16 protein-coding genes are annotated in these 19768 nt (G+C 55.2%); 6 read left to right on the top strand and 10 right to left on the bottom strand.

The window, feature by feature from the left end:
* Nucleotides 1-84: 84 nt before the first annotated feature.
* From TH19_RS09375 to TH19_RS09360, 4 genes are read left to right on the top strand one after another with little or no spacing between them, the layout of a single operon-like run.
* Nucleotides 85-1125, top strand: coding sequence for an AAA family ATPase (locus TH19_RS09375; protein WP_114102068.1), 1041 nt, complete (start codon nucleotides 85-87; stop codon nucleotides 1123-1125).
* Nucleotides 1126-2079, top strand: a complete 954-nt coding sequence (locus tag TH19_RS09370) for a DUF58 domain-containing protein (protein WP_114102067.1) — start codon at nucleotides 1126-1128, stop codon at nucleotides 2077-2079.
* On the top strand, nucleotides 2076-4790 hold the full coding sequence (locus TH19_RS09365) for a DUF4159 domain-containing protein (RefSeq protein WP_114102066.1): 2715 nt from the start codon (nucleotides 2076-2078) through the stop codon (nucleotides 4788-4790). Before TH19_RS09370 ends, TH19_RS09365 begins: the two co-directional genes overlap by 4 nt.
* The gene (locus TH19_RS09360) at nucleotides 4787-6862 is read left to right on the top strand and encodes a hypothetical protein (RefSeq protein WP_114102065.1); all 2076 of its coding nucleotides are present in this window, start codon (nucleotides 4787-4789) and stop codon (nucleotides 6860-6862) included. Before TH19_RS09365 ends, TH19_RS09360 begins: the two co-directional genes overlap by 4 nt.
* Nucleotides 6863-6874: 12 nt before the next feature.
* On the opposite strand, the gene TH19_RS09355 is transcribed toward TH19_RS09360, so the two are convergent.
* Entirely contained in the window at nucleotides 6875-7840 is a 966-nt protein-coding gene (locus TH19_RS09355; protein WP_114102190.1) for a LysR family transcriptional regulator, read from the bottom strand.
* A 175-nt stretch (nucleotides 7841-8015) separates the two neighbouring features.
* Between TH19_RS09355 and TH19_RS09350 the strand changes: the two genes are divergently transcribed.
* Complete coding sequence (locus TH19_RS09350) at nucleotides 8016-8978, top strand: glutathione S-transferase family protein (RefSeq protein ID WP_114102064.1); 963 nt, start codon at nucleotides 8016-8018, stop codon at nucleotides 8976-8978.
* Between the two features lie 124 nt (nucleotides 8979-9102).
* Here the strand turns inward: TH19_RS09350 and TH19_RS09345 are convergent, their stop codons facing one another.
* From TH19_RS09345 to TH19_RS09305, 9 genes are all read right to left on the bottom strand, one after another.
* A complete protein-coding gene (locus tag TH19_RS09345) occupies nucleotides 9103-9606 on the bottom strand; it encodes a F0F1 ATP synthase subunit B family protein (protein WP_114102063.1) in 504 nt (167 codons plus the stop codon).
* A gap of 4 nt (nucleotides 9607-9610) precedes the next feature.
* A complete protein-coding gene (locus tag TH19_RS09340) occupies nucleotides 9611-10096 on the bottom strand; it encodes a F0F1 ATP synthase subunit B family protein (RefSeq protein WP_114102062.1) in 486 nt (161 codons plus the stop codon).
* A 74-nt stretch (nucleotides 10097-10170) separates the two neighbouring features.
* Nucleotides 10171-10395: an ATP synthase subunit C family protein gene (locus TH19_RS09335; RefSeq protein WP_033068123.1), complete on the bottom strand. Its 225-nt coding sequence runs from the start codon at nucleotides 10393-10395 to the stop codon at nucleotides 10171-10173.
* Nucleotides 10396-10455: 60 nt separating this feature from the next.
* Entirely contained in the window at nucleotides 10456-11178 is a 723-nt protein-coding gene (locus TH19_RS09330; protein WP_114102061.1) for a F0F1 ATP synthase subunit A, read from the bottom strand.
* 34 nt (nucleotides 11179-11212) lie between these two features.
* Nucleotides 11213-11566, bottom strand: coding sequence for an AtpZ/AtpI family protein (locus TH19_RS23055; protein WP_068519788.1), 354 nt, complete (start codon nucleotides 11564-11566; stop codon nucleotides 11213-11215).
* 478 nt (nucleotides 11567-12044) lie between these two features.
* Nucleotides 12045-13376 (bottom strand): class I SAM-dependent methyltransferase, encoded by a 1332-nt coding sequence (locus TH19_RS09320; RefSeq protein ID WP_114102060.1) that lies wholly within the window; start codon nucleotides 13374-13376, stop codon nucleotides 12045-12047.
* 107 nt (nucleotides 13377-13483) lie between these two features.
* Nucleotides 13484-17017, bottom strand: coding sequence for a chromosome segregation protein SMC (smc, locus tag TH19_RS09315; protein WP_114102059.1), 3534 nt, complete (start codon nucleotides 17015-17017; stop codon nucleotides 13484-13486).
* Nucleotides 17018-17090: 73 nt separating this feature from the next.
* The gene (locus TH19_RS09310; RefSeq protein WP_114102058.1) at nucleotides 17091-17687 is read right to left on the bottom strand and encodes a thioredoxin domain-containing protein; all 597 of its coding nucleotides are present in this window, start codon (nucleotides 17685-17687) and stop codon (nucleotides 17091-17093) included.
* A gap of 244 nt (nucleotides 17688-17931) precedes the next feature.
* A complete protein-coding gene (locus tag TH19_RS09305; RefSeq protein ID WP_258547888.1) occupies nucleotides 17932-18537 on the bottom strand; it encodes a DUF721 domain-containing protein in 606 nt (201 codons plus the stop codon).
* A 92-nt stretch (nucleotides 18538-18629) separates the two neighbouring features.
* On the opposite strand from TH19_RS09305, the gene mutY reads away from it, so the two are divergent.
* Complete coding sequence (gene mutY, locus TH19_RS09300; RefSeq protein WP_258547887.1) at nucleotides 18630-19703, top strand: A/G-specific adenine glycosylase; 1074 nt, start codon at nucleotides 18630-18632, stop codon at nucleotides 19701-19703.
* The last annotated feature ends 65 nt before the right edge of the window (nucleotides 19704-19768 follow it).

The following is a 19768-nucleotide window of genomic DNA, read 5'->3' as shown; positions in this document are numbered from 1 at the left end:
TTCCCGTAAGGTTTATTCAAAACCACCTGCGTTCAACATACTGCCAGTATCCAAACTGCAACAAAGGAAGCAAAGTTTCGCATCATGACAAACGCGCCACGTTTCCCCGAAGAAATGGGATTTTCCCAAGATAGCAGTCTGGAACGCGACGCAGCGCGCTTGGACGAGTGCGTCGCCCGATTGGCCGAAGCCCGCAAAATGGTTTCGTCTGTTATATTTGGGCAGAATGAGGCTGTAGAGCAAACACTTATCGGTATTTTATCGGGTGGCCATGTTCTGATGGTTGGTGCGCCGGGCCTTGGCAAATCGCTGCTGGCCCACACATTGGGCAAGGTATTGGGCCTGCTCGACAAACGTGTTCAGTTCACGCCCGACCTGATGCCAGCCGATATTCTGGGTTCCGAAGTCCTTGAAGAGGGGGCTGATGGCAAACGGGCCTTCCGATTCATCAAAGGTCCGGTATTCTGTCAGTTGCTTCTGGCCGATGAAATCAACCGTGCAAGCCCGCGCACCCAGTCTGCCCTGCTTCAGGCCATGCAGGAACGCGAAGTATCGGTTGCCGGTTACAGTCACAAACTACCCGAACCGTTCCACGTTCTGGCAACCCAGAACCCGCTGGAACAGGAAGGCACCTATCCCCTGCCCGAAGCACAGCTTGACCGTTTTCTTCTCGAAGTGCGTCTTGGATATCCAAGTGCCGAGGAAGAACGCAAGATCGTCACCGAAACCACCGGCCGCTATCCGACCCGCCCGCGGCAGGTTCTTCAGGCCGATGATCTGGTCGAGGCACAGGATTTTGTCCGTCGTCTGCCGATGCCGGATCGGGTTCTTGATACCATCATCGCCCTATGCCGCGAATGTCGCCCTGAAAGCACATCACTGAACGATATCCGCGACAATGTCGCCTGGGGCCCCGGTACCCGTGCCGCACAGGCACTTTCGCTGGCATGTCGGGCGCGGGCAATGTTGTTTGGGCGATTTGCCCCGTCTTACGAAGATATTGAAGAACTGGCTGTTCCTGTCCTGCGGCATCGTTTTGGCCTGACTTATGGTGCCCGTGCCGAAGGTTTCACTGCCAAAGCCCTGATTACCGATGCCCTTGCCCACTTGCAGGAGAAATCATAATTGGCCGTCACCGCCGTGCATGATCATGTTGCCGCAGCACGCGCCCTTGCGGCCCGGCTGCCCCAGCTGATTGATGAGTCGCGCAGAACGGCCATCAGCTTGCGCAGTGGTTTGCATGGCAACCGCAAGGTCGGCCCGGGAAGTGATTTCTGGCAATTCCGCCCCTATGTCCCCGGCGATCCGACCAACCAGATCGACTGGCGCAGATCAGCACGCAGCGACCATACCTTTATCCGTCAAACCGAATGGCAGGCCAGCCACAATTACTGGATCTGGCCGGTTCTTTCGCCCTCCATGTACTGGTCTTCGGATAACAGCATTCCGTCCAAGGCCGAACGCACCCTGATCATTTCCATCGCGCTTGCTGATCTTTTGATCAATAACGGCGAAACAGTTGGCACGTTTGATGGGGAACGAACGCGAATTACATCAGCCGAACATCTGGAAAAGCTGGCCCATGCCATGCTGGCAACACCGCAAAGCATCACCCAACAGGGTGCCGGTATTCATGCCGGGCGCAAACATTCGGTTCTGTTGCTTGGCGATTTTCTGGAGTTTTCCGACCAGGCCGAGCAAAGCAGCAGTATCGTTCGTCGTCTTGGGCAATATCAGAATGACGGTGCACTGGTTCAAATCCTTGATCCCGCCGAGATTTCCCCGCCATTTCGGGGGCGCGTCAATCTGTTTGATACCGATGATCAGATGATCTATCGCAGCGAAAAATTTGAAGATGTGGCAGACGGTTTCAAACAACGTGCACGTGTCTGGCGGGCAGCGGTACGCGATGCTGCCCGTCACAATGACTGGCTTTATGACCGGCATGTCACATCGGATAGTGCCAGCCCGACATTGCTGGCGCTGTATCAGCATCTTAGCGAACGGCAAAATCAAAGTGGCTCCAACGGGCGTGGACGCCCGACCCTGCACCGCAATAACCAGCAGGAGATGTCATGAGCCTGTCGGCCATCACATTCCTCTATCCTGCGATGCTGGCTGGCCTGATGGTTCTGCCAATTGTCTGGCTTTTGATACGTTCAGCCCCGCGGTCCCCGAAAAATGTGATTTTCCCGGCTGCCCGGCTGCTGCGTGGTCTTAAAAGTCAGCGCCGCGACATTCAACGCGCCCCGATCTGGCAGACCATCTTGCGGTGTCTGATCCTGACGCTGCTGATCATTGCAGCCGCCCGCCCGGTGATGAACCGCAATGATTTTGCCCAGAATGACGGGGCTGTTCTGATCATTGCCGATAACGGCTGGGAAAGTGCCGCCAACTGGACCCAATATCGCACAGCCCTGCAACAGATCGCCAATCAGGCGCGCTTTGATCTGCAAACTGTTTATCTTGCGCAAACAGCACCGGAAGCCGCCGGTGCATCAACCTGGAAACTGCCCGAAATTGTCGGCCCGGTATCTTCGCAAGATACCGTCAATCTGATAGATCGCCTGCATCCGCGTCCCTGGAATGCCGATTACACAGCCCTTTCTGATCTGATTGCCGAAAAGCCGGAAATGAACAATGCCATCGGCAGCATCATTTGGCTGACCGGCGATATGGATGGTCCCGGCAAGGCAAGCCTTGCGCATGAATTGCAAGATATTGCGCCGATAACGGTCCTGTCACCGACAAGATCGGACAGGCTGGCCATCACGTCCCTTACCCGTACACGCACAGGGATGGTTGCGACCATTGCCCATGACCGCAATGACAACCCGCGTGTGATCAATCTGTTGGCGCGCGGCGAACGGGGTACTGTTCTGTTACGCCACAATGCCGAACTTGCCGCCAACTCCGATCAAAGCGAAACCACGATCTTTTTGCCAAGTGATATCGCCAATGCCATCCAGTCCGTGGGCATTGAGGGTGTCGAAAGTGCCGCAACCATGTTTCAGACCGGCGCCCGATGGCAGCAACGCCGGGTTGGTGTAATTGTCAGTTCCGGGGACAGCCCCGGTGTGCTGTCCGATCAGTATTTCTTCCTTGATCGCGCATTATCGCCCTATGCCGAAGTAACCTATGAACCCCTTGGCAAACTTCTGGAAAAGAAGGTCGACATTCTGGTCGCTACCGGACCGATTTCGGGACTTGGCAGCCAGTTTGACGCCCTTGAACGCTGGGTCAATGATGGCGGAATGCTGGTCCGCTTTGCCGGGGATAGTTCGACCGAGATCGGAAATGAATTCCTGCCGGTGACACTGCGTCTGGGCAATCGGGATTTTGGCGGTTCCATGTCATGGGAAAAGCCCAAGCGCCTGCTTGATTTCCCCGATAACAGCCCGTTTTACGGTATCCCTGTTCCAAATGACATCACGGTTAACCGACAGCTCCTTGCCGAACCGGACCCTGACATCCTTGGCAAGACTTGGGCGCGACTTACCGATGGCACGCCCCTGATCACCAGTGCCCCGCGCAATTCCGGGCGTGTGGTCCTGTTCCATGTTACGCCGTGGGCGGACTGGTCGAACCTTCCGATGTCAGGGCTGTTTGTCGAGCTGTGGCAAAAAATTCTGCCACTTGCCAGCCCAAGCAACCGCAACGACGCCGAACTCAGCACCAGCCTGCCCCCACAGGCCATCATGGACGGGTTTGGACAAACCCATCAGCCCGATGCACTTATCCTGCCGGTCCGTGCGCCTCTTCCTGTCCCAAGCCCGCGTCATCCGCCGGGCATTTACGGCGAGAACGGACAGGCGGTTGCGCTTAATCTTGGCCCTTCCCTGACAAATGTTGCCAATACCGTGACTTGGCCATCAGGTGTCAGCACCCGAAAAATTACCGATCGCAATCAGGTCGACCTGGCCGCCTTGTGTCTTCTGGGGGCCTTGTTGCTGTTGCTGTTCGATGCACTGATTTTGCTTGCCCTTCATCACCTGACCTTGCGCCGGAACCGGAGGAGCAATGCATTTGGCTCGTTCCTTTTACTGATTGGGGTTGGCGGAATTGCGGCCGGACTATTGGCCGTGTCCCCGAATAACGCCCGTGCATCCACGATCCAGGAAGCTGCCCTGCAACCGCGTCTTGCCTACCTTAAGACCGGCGTTCCCCCGGTTGACCGGCTTAGTCAGGCTGGAATGACCGGTTTGACTGAATATCTGCGTCGGCGCAGTGCTGCGGACCTCAACACTGTTGACGGAATTGATCCGGAAACCGACGAGCTTAGTTTCTATCCGCTGATCTATTGGCCACTGGTGGATGGGCAGGAACCGTTTTCCGAACGGGCGCGCGAACGCCTGAACAGTTACCTTAACAACGGGGGCATGATCCTGATCGATAGTCGGGATCGCGAAGTCCAACCCGCCCGTCTAAGGCGATTGCTGGCCGGGCTTGAAGTGCCGCTTCTTGATCGGGCACCGGGCGACCATATCCTGTTTCGCAGTTTCTATTTGCTTGATCATGCCTATGGACGGTTTTCGGCCCCGCTTTGGCTTGATGCCCGCCCCAATCAGCGCCTTGACGGGGTGGCATCGGTTTTGTTTGGCGGCAATGACTGGGCATCGGCCTGGATGATCCCCGAAGGTCGTGACGAAATCCGTACCGAAGACATTGCCCCGCGTCAGCGCGAAATGGCCGTCCGGTTTGGCATCAATCTGGTGATGTATGCCCTGACCGGAAGTTACAAGGGCGATCAGGTTCACCTGCCCGCCATTCTTGAAAGGCTGGGCCGATGAAACAAGGGTGGCAAAACTTTCAAATCGCGCCGTTGCTTGATATCACCCTGCTTCAGGGGCTTGCGGTTCTGTGTCTTGCCGCAATCGTTTTGTTTACCCTGTTTCGCCTGCGCGGCACGGTCTGGCGCGGCGTTGTAATGGTGCTCGTGCTTCTGGCCCTTCTGGCCCCGCAATTCACCGACCGCGAAAGTGAGAAACTAAGCGATATCATTCTGGTGCTGGTCGACCGGTCTGGCAGTCAGCGTATCGCCAACCGAACCGAGCAAACCGACGCCGCCATTACCGACCTGAAAGAACGCTTTGCCGATGACCCGTCGGTCGAGTTGCGGTTTGAAGATGTCGCAGGCGAAGCCGACACCCGGATGTTTGCCGTACTTGACCGGCTTTTGGGGGGCATTCCGCGCGAACGTCTGGGCGGAGTGATGATGATCACCGATGGACAGGTGCACGACGTTCCGACCCGCCTTGATCTTGGTGCCCCCCTGCATGTTCTGATCAGCGGGGCACGTGATGAACGGGACCGTCGGCTTGTCATTCGTCAAAGTGCCGATTACGGCATTGTCGGCAAAAAAGCCGATTTCATGATTGAGGCCGTTGATCATGACCTGCCACCGGGCACCATCATTCCGGTTCGTATGCTTCTTGAAGACGGCACCGAAGAACAAATCCTGCTGCCCGCCAATGAGCAAAGCCGGGTCAGCATTCCGGTCCCCCATGCCGGTTCGGTTCTGGCGGAATTGCGCATGGATGATACGCCCGAAGAAACCGATAAAACCAATAACCGGCTGATCCTTGAAACCACGGGGGTGCGTGATCGCTTGCGGGTATTGCTTTTATCGGGTGAACCCCATCCGGGTGAACGTGCATGGCGTAATTTGTTGCGCGCTGATCCCGGTGTCGATCTGGTGCATTTCACCATTTTGCGTCCACCGGAAAAGGGCGATGATACCCCGATCAATGAACTGGCCCTGATCCCGTTCCCGATCCGCGATCTGTTCGAGGTGCGCCTGCGTCAGTTTGATCTGATTATTTTTGACCGCTATCAGATGCGGGGCGTTTTGCCGCCCCACTATCTTGAAAAGGTTGTCGATTACGTCCGTTGGGGGGGCGCTGCCCTTGTGGTTGCCGGGCCCGAATATATCGGCCCGGATGGCTTGGCCAGTACCGCGCTTGATAAACTGATGCCCGCCGAGGTGACCGGCCGCATTGTCGAGCAACCCTTTGTTCCGCGGGTAAATGCCGCAGGCCGCCTGCATCCCGTTACCGCCGCTATGGCCGGATCGCCCAGTACGCCCCCCAAATGGGGCCGCTGGTATCGTCAGATTGAAACACGTGTTTCCGATCCCGATGCCATGACCTTGTTAACCGGGGTCGATGAAATGCCGTTGCTGACCTTGCAACGGGTTGAAGAAGGCCGGGTCGCGATGCTGAGTTCCGATCAGATGTGGCTTTGGCAACGCGGCCATGATGGTGGCGGGCCGGTGGCCGAACTTTTGCGCCGTCTGTCACATTGGCTGATGAAGGAACCGGCCCTTGATGAAAACACGGTGACGACAACTCGAAGTGCTGATGGACAAAGCCTTGTTTTGAACTGGCGGAAAATCGGGGCCGCCCCCGAAGCCGCCAGCGTCATCAACCCGGAAACCGGCGATCAGATCAATGCCCGGTTTGAACAGCTTCCCGATCAGTCATGGCAGGCAAATGTGCCGATTGCCGAGCGCGGCCTGATCCGGGTCAGCGTGCGTGATCAGAACCGTCGACAGCAAACGGCCCTTCATGTTGATCGCGACGTCCTGACCCCGGAAACGCAGAACACCAATTCAACGCCCGAACTTCTGGATGCGCTGGTATCCGCCAATGGCGGTTATATCGGTCGGATCGAAGACGGATTACCGGAATTCCGGCATATCCCGACCGAACGGGGATGGCATGGCAATAACTGGGCCGGCTTTATTGAGACCGACAGCTATAAAACCGTTATTGGCGGGATCACCAACCTGCTGCCTTTGCCGATCATCGCCCTTTTGATCGGTGCAATTTGCCTGTTGGGATGGCGGGTCGAAAGCAAGTGATGCAAGATGTCCTTAAGGTGCGGGGCGCTGCCTGCCCAAACCTTCGCGGTATTCCTTGCAAGCTGCTTCGTGGAAGTTGCACAACCCGCCCCGGAACTTTTCGGCCAGAAAATCGATAAAGACACGGACCTTGCTGGGCAGGTGACGACGTTCCGGATAGACCGCGTAAATTCCGCCATTATTCAGCGGATCATAATCCTTAAGGATGCGGACAAGTCTGCCTTCGCTTAACGCCTCGGCAACAATGAATTCCGGTTCGCGGGCAATACCAAGTCCACGAATGGCGGCAATCGATGTGAATTCACCGTTATTGCACGACATGACCGGATTGACCCGCACCGTCACCGGGCCTTCCGGCCCTTCGAAATCCCAGATATTCGGACTGGAAACGTTGGTATATGCAAGCGTCTTGTGATCGGCCAGTTCCTGAGGCGTTTGTGGTTCGCCATGCTTTTCGAGATAGGAAGGGGCGGCTACAACATGCCCGGTAAAATCGGCAAGCTTGCGCGCGATCATGCTGGAATCCTTAAGCCGGGTAATACGGATCGCCATATCGAACCCTTCGGCCACCAGATCGACCATATGATCGGCCAGATGGATATCCACATGCAGGCCCGGATACATTTCCATGAATTCCGTCACCAGTTGCGGCAAATACATCTGGCCGAACGTCAATGGTGCCGAAATACGCAAGGTCCCGCGCGGTGTTCCGCGCAAATCGGTCAGGGCATGTTCCGCTGTTTCGATTTCCTCTACCACCCGTGCACAGTGCTGATAGAAGGTTGAACCGGCATCGGTCAGGCTGAGACGACGGGTCGTACGGTTCAACAACCGGATACCCAGACTGTCTTCCAGCTTGGTGACATGCTTGCTGACAGCGGATTTCGACATACCAAGCTTGCGCGCAGCGCCAGAAAAACTGGCTTCTTCAACCACGCGGGCGAACACCGTCATCCCGTCCAGATTACCGATCAACATCACACTTCTCCTGACCGCGGCGCAACCCGACTGTTGCGAATGGGGAAACAAATAAATCTCATAAGACCGGATTGTCTTCAACGCGGAAATGGCAACAATGGGCGAAACAGCAATATTTACGGTTCCCTGAAACCTGCCCGTACAGGATCAGCCGAACCCAAAGTCGGAGGATGAAATGGGCCAGTTGGTAAATGGCGAATGGCAAACAGAAGCCCTGCTTGCAAAAAACCAGAACGGAAAATTCAAACGCCAGGATTCCGTGTTTCGTAATTGGCTTTCAACCGGTCCCGCAGCCCCGTTCCCGGCAGAGACAGGGCGCTATCATCTTTATGTTTCATATGCCTGCCCCTGGGCACATCGCACCCTGATTTTCCGGGCGCTTAAGGGCCTGGAAGACATGATTTCGGTATCGGTCGTACATTGGCATATGGGGGATTTCGGCTGGAAGTTCTCAAACGAGGATGGCCTGATCGACGATCTAGGCGGACGCGAATTCCTTCATCAGGTCTATTCTGCGGCCAAACCGGATTATACCGGACGCGTGACGGTTCCGATCCTGTGGGACAAGAAAACCAATCAGATCGTCAGTAACGAATCCTCTGACATCATCAGGATGTTAAACGCCGCCTTTGACGGTCTTGGCGCAAAGGAAGGCAATTATTATCCCGAACATCTGCGTGCTGAAATCGATGCGGTCAATGAACGCGTTTATCACGATGTGAATAACGGCGTTTACAAATCCGGCTTCGCAACCAGCCAGTCCGCCTATGAAGAGGCCGTCACGACCCTTTTTGACACGCTGGACTGGCTTGATAATCGGTTGGTCACCCAACCCTACCTTGTAGGTGATACACTAACAGAGGCCGACTGGCGGCTATTCCCGACCCTGTTGCGTTTTGATGCGGTCTATCACGGACATTTCAAATGCAATCGCAAGATGATCCACGAATATCCGAACCTGTGGAACTATACCAAGGCGCTTTATCAGCATCCCGGCGTCAAGGAGACGGTGTTTTTCGATCATATCAAAAAGCACTATTACCAAAGCCATCCGTCGGTGAACCCGTCTGGCGTGGTTCCGGTTGGGCCGGTGCTTGATTTCGATCGACCCCATGATCGGGACAGGTTCGGGAAATAGGGAATAATGGGCGCGAAGGATCCAGCGTGATCAGGGTTTCTCGCTTGCCGGCCCTATAAACCGAACAAACAAAAACCCCGCAAGCGATGCTTGCGGGGTTTTCAATTTCCGAAACCGGAAAATCTTAGTTCAGGCGACCTTTGATTTCCGCGATCGCGCCGTTCACCAACTCGTCTGCCTTGGCACCAGAAACCTTGTCAGTAACAAGGGCGGTGGTTGCCTTTGCTGCGATTTCGGCGACATGCGCACGAACTTCAGCAACAGCCTGGCTTTCCAGGTTGGAGATACGTTCCAGAGCCTGCTGTTCACGGCGTTTGAGTGCCGCTTTCAGCTCAGCCTGGGCGCTTTCCAGCATACGATCGGCTTCTGCCTTCGCATGTGCGCGGATCTCGTCAGCTTCCTTCAGGGCTTCACGCTGTTTGGCCTGATAATTGGCCAGAAGCTCCTGAGCTTCTTCGCGAAGACGCTGAGCTTCGTCCAGCTCGTCAGAGATTTTCTGTGCACGTTTATCAAGTGCGGCAGAGATACCCTTAACGGCCTTGAAACCGCCGAAACCGGCGACGAGGACGAAAGAAAGCGTAGTCCAGGTGTATGGATCGGTAAGGAAAGTAACCTCGTGGGTTGCCATTGTCTTACTCTCCTACAATCGCCGAAACAGCCTTGTCGGCAGTTTTGGCCTGAACCTTGACACCGATAAGTTTTTCGGTTGCTTCACGGGCAATCTCGGATGCTGCTTCTGCAACACCGGTCAGTGCTTCCGTTTTCGCATCCGCAATTGCCTTCTCGGCATCAGATGTCTTTTTCGACAGCTTCTTGACCAATGCCTCGGTTTTCTTGGCTTGCTCTGCAGCAGCCTTTTCCGAAGCTTCGCGAATATCAGCCTGGGCTGCGTTACGAGCTTCTGCCAAAGCAGCCTCGTATTTCGCGATGGCGGCATCGGTTTCGTCTTTCAACGCCCGAGCCTTGCCAAGGTTGTCTTCGATGGTTTTCTGACGGCGTTCAAGCACTTCACCAACTTTCGGCAGCGCGATTTTCGACATCAAGACATACAAGACGGCGAAAATGACGAACAGCCAGAAGATCTGTGCGGAGAACGTCGCAATATCAAACTGCGGCATAGCCTACTCCCGAATTCAACGACACCGGCGAGGGTATTCCTCGCCGGGCCGTGTATTCGCTCAAAAGGCGCCGATTAGACGAACAGAACGATCAGCGCAACGACGAGTGCGAACAGTGCAATAGCTTCGGTAACAGCAAAGCCGATCCAGCCATACAGTTCAACGTCGCCTTTTGCAGCCGGGTTACGGCCAACAGTCGCAATCAGGCTCGACCAGATGTTACCAACACCAATACCGGCACCAATCATGCCAATAGCAGCCAGGCCAGCACCGATCATCTTAGCAGCATCGAGTTCCATAACTTCACCCTTTCGAATTTCTTAAAGGCAATCAGAAGAGATCACACCAAACCACACACATTAGTGCATGTGGATTGCATCATGGAGATAGATGCAGGTGAGAATTGTGAACACATAAGCCTGAAGCGCAGCAATGCCGAACTCCAGAACAGTAATCCCCGTCAGCAGAGCGAACGGAAGCACGCCGAGAATGCCAATCAGGCCGACGAACCCACCGATAACTTTCAGCATGATGTGGCCGACAGTCATGTTTGCAAACAGTCGGATAGCCAGGCTGAACGGACGAGAGAAATAGGAGATGATTTCAATCGGGACCAGAATGATCGCAGTCGCAATCGGCGCACCTTCAGGGAAGAACATCCGAAGGTAATGCGTGCCATGACGCATGAAGCCGATGACCGTCACACCGATGAAGATCACCAGAGCCAGCGCGAAGTTAACCGCGATGTGGCTCGTAAAAGTAAAGCTGTGCGGGATCATGCCAAGCAGGTTCCCGAACATAACGAACATGAACAACGTAAAAATGAACGGGAAGTACTTGCGACCCGCGCTTCCAACGTTATCTTTGAGCATATTGGCGACGAATTCGTACATCACCTCGGCAGCACCCTGCCAGCGGCCCGGAACCAATGCACCGCGACGCATGGACAGCGTCATAAAGCACGTTACGAGAACGGCTGCGAATACCATCCAAAGGGCGGAGTTGGTGAAGGAAATATCAATGCCGCCAAGCGAAAGCTCGGCCAAGGGCTTGATTTCAAACTGCTCTAGCGGTCCAGCCACCGTAATCCTCGCTCAATATTATAAGGCTTCGGGATTATTTCCCGTCCCCCTGCTTGTGCTCCCTCATCGCACGCCCAAGACCGACAGCACTGTCATAGCCCTTTGCAACGCGATAAGCGTTCAAGCCTCCGGCACCTGCTCCGAGAAATACAAACAGAACAAGCAGCCAAGGCGTCGTATCAAGCACCCTATCCAGCGCCCAGCCAATCAGCAAGCCAACAAGAACCGCAGCGATCATTTCCGCCGAAATTCTCATGCCAAGTGCCATCCCTTGGGACGGTTTGCCAGTCGCCCGGTTCGGGCCGTGCTTTTCTTCGCGTTTGCCTGCAACTGCTGCCAGCTTGCTTTCAAGCTCTTCTAATGAAGCGCGATCTTTGTCATCGCTCATTGTCGTGAACCCCGCTTTGGCAACCTTGCAAACGTCACAAGGAAATGCGCGGGCAACATACTTAGCACCCCATGGGCTGTCAAGCTGTAAAACCCCGCCCCGCAACCCGCCTTGAAACAGGTATAAATTGTTTTATTTCAAATATTTATCACTAATTATGTGAAGGAAAACACTTTTGCACTTAGGCAATAGTCGCAGACGATTATGCTGCCAATCTGATATTGGTTCTGGCTGCAACCGGCAGTTTCCCTTGGTTCCCATGCATTTGGCCTGCAAAAGTGCAGAAGATTACAATGTGATCTAATTTCACCCGGCCCGGCGATTCTTGGAGATTCTGGTCGATATTTTACGGGCTTGGTGTGACTTTCCGGGGCCAATTGCACCGCGGGTTGGTCGATTCACCCCAAACACAACCGGTTGGCGGGAATCACAATTGCCCCGTGATATCCAAATTGGCGCTTTGCGATAGGAAGGGTGCCTAAACCTTGCGGATGCTGAGTTGACGCTCGCACTCGGTCTTTTGCCAGCCGCCCGGGCGGCTGGCCAGCATCCAGTCAAACTTGTGGAACAATGCCCAGACTGCGCCCAGGGTGTTGATGGCAATTGAATTCATATCAATTGGCTGCTTGACCAAAATATCATCGCGCAGAATCCGTACCAGATCGGCAACCGTATTCTTGCCGTCAAAGGCCGCGAGTAACCGGGCAAGGTCCGGCCCACCTGTCAGATCAACCGCATTCCCGCTGCCATCTTCAATCAGGACCGGCTTGCCAGCCAGTGCGACCAGATCATCAAAGAACGTCTGGCAGGGCTTCACAAAGAAGTAAGGCGCAAGTTCGCCATCGGGCAGCATTTCACTGGCCTGCGCGCGATCATCGCGGGTCAGATAAAACGCATGAAGCGGCATCGCACCGCTATAGCGTTCACAAAATGCCTGCTGATCGCGAAGCGGCTTTGCCGAAAGTTCGCGCAGCAATGCCGGATCACGCACCAGATTACCAATCGCGTAATGCGCCTTGCCCGTTCCGCCAAATCCGAAAAATCCGGTAAAGGCCGCAACGTGCAGATTGGCCGAGGCTGCAAAATCATAGACCCCGTGCACGTCATAGGCACATTCCACCGGATGGAGCAGCAGATCGACAATCTCGGGATCGTTTTCAAGCAATCCTTTAATGAAGCCTGGGCCACCGCCCATCTTAAGCAGCATATTGTCGTCGGGAAGGGTGCCCAGCAACTTGCGCGTCATTGCAAGCTGTTCACTCAGATCCTTGTCGACCAAAAGGGGCTCGATCATCTTGCGCCATTCGGTGACGGCAAGACGCCCATGTTCGCCATAGACCATAATCCCCATCGCCCCGTCGGCCTTTAACACCGATGTCAGATCACGAAGCCCTTCTTGCGGGTCTTCAAGATGATGAAGGACGCCGGCACAATTGATATAATCAAACGGTTCGGGTTTTGATCGGGCAAATTCGGCGATGGTCGCGCGAACATAGGTAACATTTTCAAGTCCACGGGCCTCGGCCCGTGCGCGCGCAACCTTGGTGCTGGCTTCGGACGGTTCAAGATAGGTTACCGATCCGCCAACATCGCGAAGCTGCTCTGCAAGCCAGATCATGGCGTCCCCGGTGCCGCCCCCGGCAACAAGGGCGCGAAACGATGCGTCAATATCCCTGGTGCCGCCAAAACCGTAATGGTTAACCCGCGAAAGATGATCAAGCGGCGGCATCAACAAACGGTCTTTTTCCTCCTGCGGGTTGCGCAGGGGATAGGGAAACTGTTCGTAAAGTTCGCGCACTTTCTGGGACATCAATCTCTTACCGTCATTGCATTTCAATGTCGGTGTAACATTGACGGCCCTATCAGTTCATTAATTTTTGCTACTCTAGTTACATACGGGCTCTGCCGTAAGGGGCGTCAGCTTGAAAAATCAAGCTCGGTCTGCTCTTTCTTGGAATAGACTTCTGCCTGATGCAGGTCGACCGATACCAGCGACGAAACACCGCGTTCGGCCATGGTCACACCAAACAGACGGTTCATGCGGGCCATGGTCATACGGTGGTGAGTGATGACCAGGAAGCGGGTATTGGCGTGGCGACCGATGGCTTCAAGCAATTTGCAGAAACGGTCAACGTTGGCGTCATCAAGCGGTGCGTCAACTTCGTCGAGGACGCAAATCGGTGCCGGGTTGGTCAGGAAGACCGCAAACAGCAATGCAACCGCGGTCAGTGCCTGCTCCCCACCTGACAGCAGTGACAGATGCTGAAGCTTTTTACCCGGCGGGGATGCCATGATTTCTAGTCCGGCTTCGAGCGGATCATCCGCCTCGGTCAGCATCAGATGCGCACCACCGCCGCCGAACAGACGCACAAACAGTTGCTGGAAATGTTTGTCGACTTCGTCAAACGCTGTTTTCAAGCGGGCGCGGGCTTCGCGGTTGAGCTGATTGATGCCATTGCGCAGCTTATCAATGGCAGCAATCAAATCATCGCGTTCAGATACCATCGTATCTTTCTGTTCCTGCAACTCGGCCAGTTCAACTTCGGCACGCAGGTTAACCGCGCCAAGGTTTTCGCGTTCACGTGACTGGCGTTGCAGGCGGGCTTCGATATCAATCTCGGTCGGAAGGTCCTTGGTCAGATCAATCTGTCCAAGTTCAACCAACTGGTCCGGTGTCGCGTTAACGCGTTCGCGAATACGTTCGATCAAATCGCGACGATGCTGTTCAGCCTGTTCAAGCAGGGCTTCGCAGCGCACGCGACCTTCGCGGGCCTCGGCCAGTTTCTGTTCGGCCTCTTTCAATGTTTGGTCGGCTTCGCGCTGGGCATTTTCGGCCTTTTGCAATTCATCGGCCGCATCCTTGCGCGTCTGATCGGAAAGCTCGATCCGGTCTGAAAGGATCGCACGGCGTTCTTCGATCTCGTCGGGCTTGAGTTCAAGCTCCTCGATCTCCATGCGGGCTTCTTCCTGACGGTCACGCAATTCCGCAACACGTTCTCCCGCACCGGACGCACGTTCGTTCCAGGTAGAAATTTCGTTCTCGACGAATTCCAGACGCTTGCGACGGCCCGACATCGCACTTTGCATGCGTTCAAGCATGCTTCGTGCTTCCATCTGATCGGCACGCGCATCGGAAAGATTGGCGCGCTGTTCGATCAGCTCGGCCTTGATTTCCATAAGACCTTCGCTGCTTTCTTCAGGAAGGGCAGACAATTCTTCCTGCTCGGCGATGACTTCATCAAGGTCCTGCTTGGCGCGTTTTTCGGCCTCTTCGGCGTTTTGCAGGCGGCTTTCAATGGCACTTGCATCGCGTTTGATATTGGCGATTTCTTCGCGAGCCCGCGAAAGCGTACCTTCGGCCTCGCGCACCGCCCGGTGGGCTTCCTGTTCCCCGGTACGTGCTGCTTCGATTTCCTCATCAAGCCGTTCGACATTTTCGCTGGCGATTTCGGACCTTTCGAGGGCGGCTTCCACAACCGCATCGGCTTCTTCAAGCTCGCCGCGCAATTCTTCAAGACGGTTGCGTTGACGCAAACGCACTGCTGCGGGCAATTCCGCACCGGCAAGAATGCGATAACCATCCCAACGCCAAAGCGCCCCTTCGCGGGAAACCAGTCGCTGCCCGACTTTCAGGTTCTTGGACAGGAAATTGCCCGTGGCTTCGTCATCCACAATCCCGATCTGCCACAGACGGCGGTTCAAAAGTGCCGGTGCTTCGACAAATTTGGCCAGGGCCGTGACACCATCAGGCAAGGCCGGATCATCGGTGGCCGGATCAATCGCCGCCCAATGCATGGCAGCATCCGGGGCATCCGGCGCATCAAGGTCTTCGCCAAGGGCCGCGGCCATTGCCAATTCAAGACCGCTTTGTACCGTGATGTTTTCGATCACGCCGGGATATGTATCGTCATCCCCGCCCTTAAGCAGACTTTCAAGGGCTTCGATCTCGGCCATCAGACGGGCCTTGCGGCTTTCGGCATCGCGCAGGGCATCGCGCGCATCGCTTTCGGCGGTTTTCAGACTGTCTTCGCGGTCACGCATTTCGGCCAGACGCATTTCGGCTTCTTCGACCGCCATTTTGCGCTGTTCGCAAAGCTCTTCGCATTCCTCAAGATGCATGTTTGCTTCTTCAAGGGCCTCGGTAAAATCGGCCTCGATGCGAATATCATCAAGCTTTGCCACCGCTTCGTCATGACGTTCGGTCAAACGATTACGGCGGGTATTCAATTCACTCAGACGCTGCTGAACGGATTTAAGACGGGCTTCTTCCTCGGCAACGCGATTGGTCAGGGCATCAACCGTGCCTTCAAGCTCTTCAACCCGGATGGCCTTTTCAGCGACCATTTCCTTGGCCTCATCAAGCTCGTCATCCTCGCCGCCTTGGGCTTCGCTCAGTTCTTCACGTTCGCGTTTAAGCTTTTCAAGCGCACCTTGCGCATCACTTGCCAATTCGGCTTCGCGCGCAAGGTCGGCATCAATCTGCTGGATGCGCGCACGCAGCTGGCTCATCTGGGTTTCGATCTGGGCCTTGTCTTTATCAAGGCCTTCGCGTTCGATCAAAAGACGCTGAAGGGCCGCGGCTGCATCAGCTTCTTTTTTGCGCAAATCGGGAAGGCTTGCGGCAATATGGGCCTGAACCGTGGTAGCCTCGGTCACCGATGATGTCAGATCACGGACGGCACTTTCACCCGCCACCAGCAATTCGCGCGCGTCATTCTGACGTTTCTGCGCCTCGGTCCAGCGGATGTGGAACAGCAATGCCTCGGTTTCGCGAATGCTTTCGGACAGTTTGCGATACCGTTCGGCCTGACGGGCCTGCTTTTGCAAACTTGCCAGTTGGGCATCAAGCTGCACCAGAACGTCTTCCAGACGTTCCATATTCTGTTCGGCGTTTTTAAGACGAAGTTCGGCTTCGTGGCGTCGTGAATGCAGACCGGTGATGCCGGCTGCTTCTTCAAGGATCAGACGACGCTGGATCGGTTTGGCACCGATCAGCGCACCGATTTTGCCCTGCGAGACCATGGCGTTGGACCGTGCGCCGGTCGCAGCATCGGCAAATAGCAACTGAACGTCACGGGCACGGACATCCTTGCCATTGACCTTGTAGTTCGATCCGCCGCCGCGCTCGATACGACGGGTGACTTCCAGAAGCTCGAAATCATTGAACATGGCCGGGGCCTTGCGTTCACTGTTATCAAGCGTCACGGAAACTTCGGCCACATTTCGGGCAGGACGGGACGATGTCCCGCCGAAAATAACGTCGGACATGTCAGAGCCGCGCATCTGCTTGGCTGATGTTTCACCCATCACCCAGCGCAATGCTTCGACAAGATTGGATTTGCCACAGCCATTCGGGCCGACAACACCTGTCAGCCCGTCTTCAACCAGCAAGTCTGTTGAATCGACGAAGGATTTAAACCCCGTCAGCTTAAGCGATTTAAACTGGACCAATCATGTCCCCCGGTCCGACCTCTGCCCCTGTTGCCGGACACCGTTCCCACGGTATCCGGCAGAATTGTTTTATTTAGTCGATAAGGTCTTCGACTTTTTCAATGAAGAATTCGGCGTCACGGGCACCGGCAATGGTTTCACCATCAAGGATGAAGCTCGGTGTAGACGAAACGTTGAATTCCTGTTCGCCTTTCATGCGCGAAGCAACGATGGCGTCAATCATGGCCTGATCTGCAAGGCAGGCGTCAACGGCATCCCCATTCATGCCACCGAAACGCACAACCTGTTTGATGCCTTCGATCGGGTCTTCCGAACGTGCCCAGTTAAGCTGCGATTTGAACAGCATGCTGAGAACACCGAAATAGCGGTCATCACCGGCGCACTGTGCAACAGCTGCTGCACGAAGGGCGACTGCATCAAGCGGATAGTCACGGAAAACCAGCTTCAGCTTGCCAGTATCAATCAGCTTTTCCTTGATCTCGGGCAGCACTTCAGTGTGGAAGGCCGCGCAATGCGGGCAGGTCAAAGAAGCATATTCAATCATCGTGACCGGCGCATTCTCGTCGCCGAGTACATGTTCTTTCCATTCTGTTGCATGTGCCTGCTGGGTCGTGCCGACACCAAGTGCAATCAGAAACGCACCTGCAAGAAACTTAACCGCCTTTAGCAAGGAAACCTCCGTTAAAACAAAGTTTTGTGATTACAAGCCTGTTGCAGCGCGGGAGTCAACACACCCGGCAAAACTGCTATTGCACCAACGAGTCGCCAAGGTCGCGCGGAAATGCGGCAACACCGTGTTCGTTCATTTCAGGAAACTGATTCGATAATTGTGCCCGCAAACAAGGCATTAACACCCAAGGCGATCCACCCGCAAAGCGGCATTATCCATGCAGGTTCAGAACAGTCAGGGTTGATTACTTTTTGCCCGATCCGGGCTTGATACCGCCTTGCGCACCGGCGATGTGACGCCCCAATCGCGTCAGGACTTCGCGAAGATGCGGGTCTTCGATCTTGTCGATATTGACCTGACTGCTGCGCGCAATCTCGCCTTCGGGCACGACAGTCGGGCGGTGCACAGTTCGTTCGGGGCGTGAAATATCGCCCTGCATCATCTTGATGCGATCCACCGCCCGATACCCGAAATAGGTATTCACCCGGTCAATGATCTGCGGCATCCGGTGTTGCAGTTCAATCGCGACCGGTCCGGTCACACGAATGACCAGCGTACCGCCACCGGCATTTTCGCCGCGTGGCGGGGCATATTTCACCGGCATGGTGAATTGTTCAAGATCGCGTCCGACGATTTCGGCCCAATGCAGGATGATTTCCGTTTGAAAGAAACCGCGTTTACGCACAAGCGGGCGTGTCAGATTGCCGACCAGTGGCGCGACATTCCGAAGACCCATACGGCGTTCTGAACTGCCCATCGGGGTAATGTTCTGGCGCTTTTTGACGGCATTTTTCGCAGCCACAGACGCAGATCCCTGATCCACACCCGCCGCCGTTTTCGTACCAGTCATATCTTTTTGCTTGCTCACGCCCGGTTCTTTCGTAGGGTCACGCGTTAACGCAACAGACTTAAATCCTTATAACAACATAACACGGGACCGCCGTGCATTTCACCACTGACGATATTTCCCGCCTCGGTCGTACGATGCTTGAATGGTATGACCGGCATCACCGCACCTTGCCATGGCGTTCGGAACCGGGCGACACGCCCAATCCCTATCATGTCTGGCTCAGTGAAATCATGCTGCAACAGACCACGGTTCAAACCGTGGGACCGTATTTTGCAGCCTTTCTTGATCGCTGGCCGACGGTGACAGATCTTGCCAATGCCGAGCTTGATGATGTTCTGCATGCCTGGCAGGGGCTTGGATATTATGCCCGTGCGCGCAATCTGCATAAATGCGCCAAGGTGGTTGCCACCGAATATGACGGCATTTTCCCCGATACCGAGGAAGGCTTGTTAAAGCTGCCCGGTATTGGCCCCTATACCGCCTGTGCGGTTGCCGCCATTGCCTTTAACCGTCATGCAAGTCCGGTCGATGGCAATATCGAGCGGGTGATTTCACGCCTGTTTGCCCTTGAAACGCCCCTGCCCGACGTCAAACCGGAAATCAAGGAAAAGTCCGCAGCCCTGACCCCGTCAAACCGGCCCGGCGATTATGCCCAGGCCCTGATGGATTTGGGGGCAACCGTTTGCACACCGCGCAATCCGGCCTGCGGCATTTGTCCATGGCAAGCCGATTGCGAAGGTCGGAAATCCGGGATCGCCCCCGATCTTCCGAAAAAGCGCAAAAAAGAACCGAAACCAACCCGGGTTGGTTATGCCTTTTGGATCCGGCGCGAAGATGACGGACGCATTCTGGTGCGCCGCCGCCCGGAAAAGGGATTGCTTGGCGGACTTTACGAAGTGCCGGGCAGTGACTGGCGGGTGATTGATGCCCCCGATGACGTCATGTTGTCCGAAGCACCGATTTCCGCAACATGGTCAGAGTTGGACGGCACCGTCGGGCATACCTTCACCCATTTCCATCTGAATGTCAGTGTTTTGGCAACGACCATCCCCGCCAGGGACGCCGATCAGCTTGATGGCAGCTGGACGACGATTGACGGTTTGGCAGATTTTGCCCTGCCCACCATCATGAAAAAGATTGTGCGTCACGCCCTGAAATACCGCTAGGCTGCGACGCCGATCCGAAAACTTAAAAGGCCCGTGATTTTCATCACGGGCCTTTTGTTTTTTTA

Source organism: Thalassospira profundimaris (assembly GCF_003326675.1).
GTDB classification, from domain to species: domain Bacteria; phylum Pseudomonadota; class Alphaproteobacteria; order Rhodospirillales; family Thalassospiraceae; genus Thalassospira; species Thalassospira aquimaris.
Note: the sequence above shows the minus strand (reverse complement) of the source record. Positions and strands in the feature narration are given on the sequence as shown.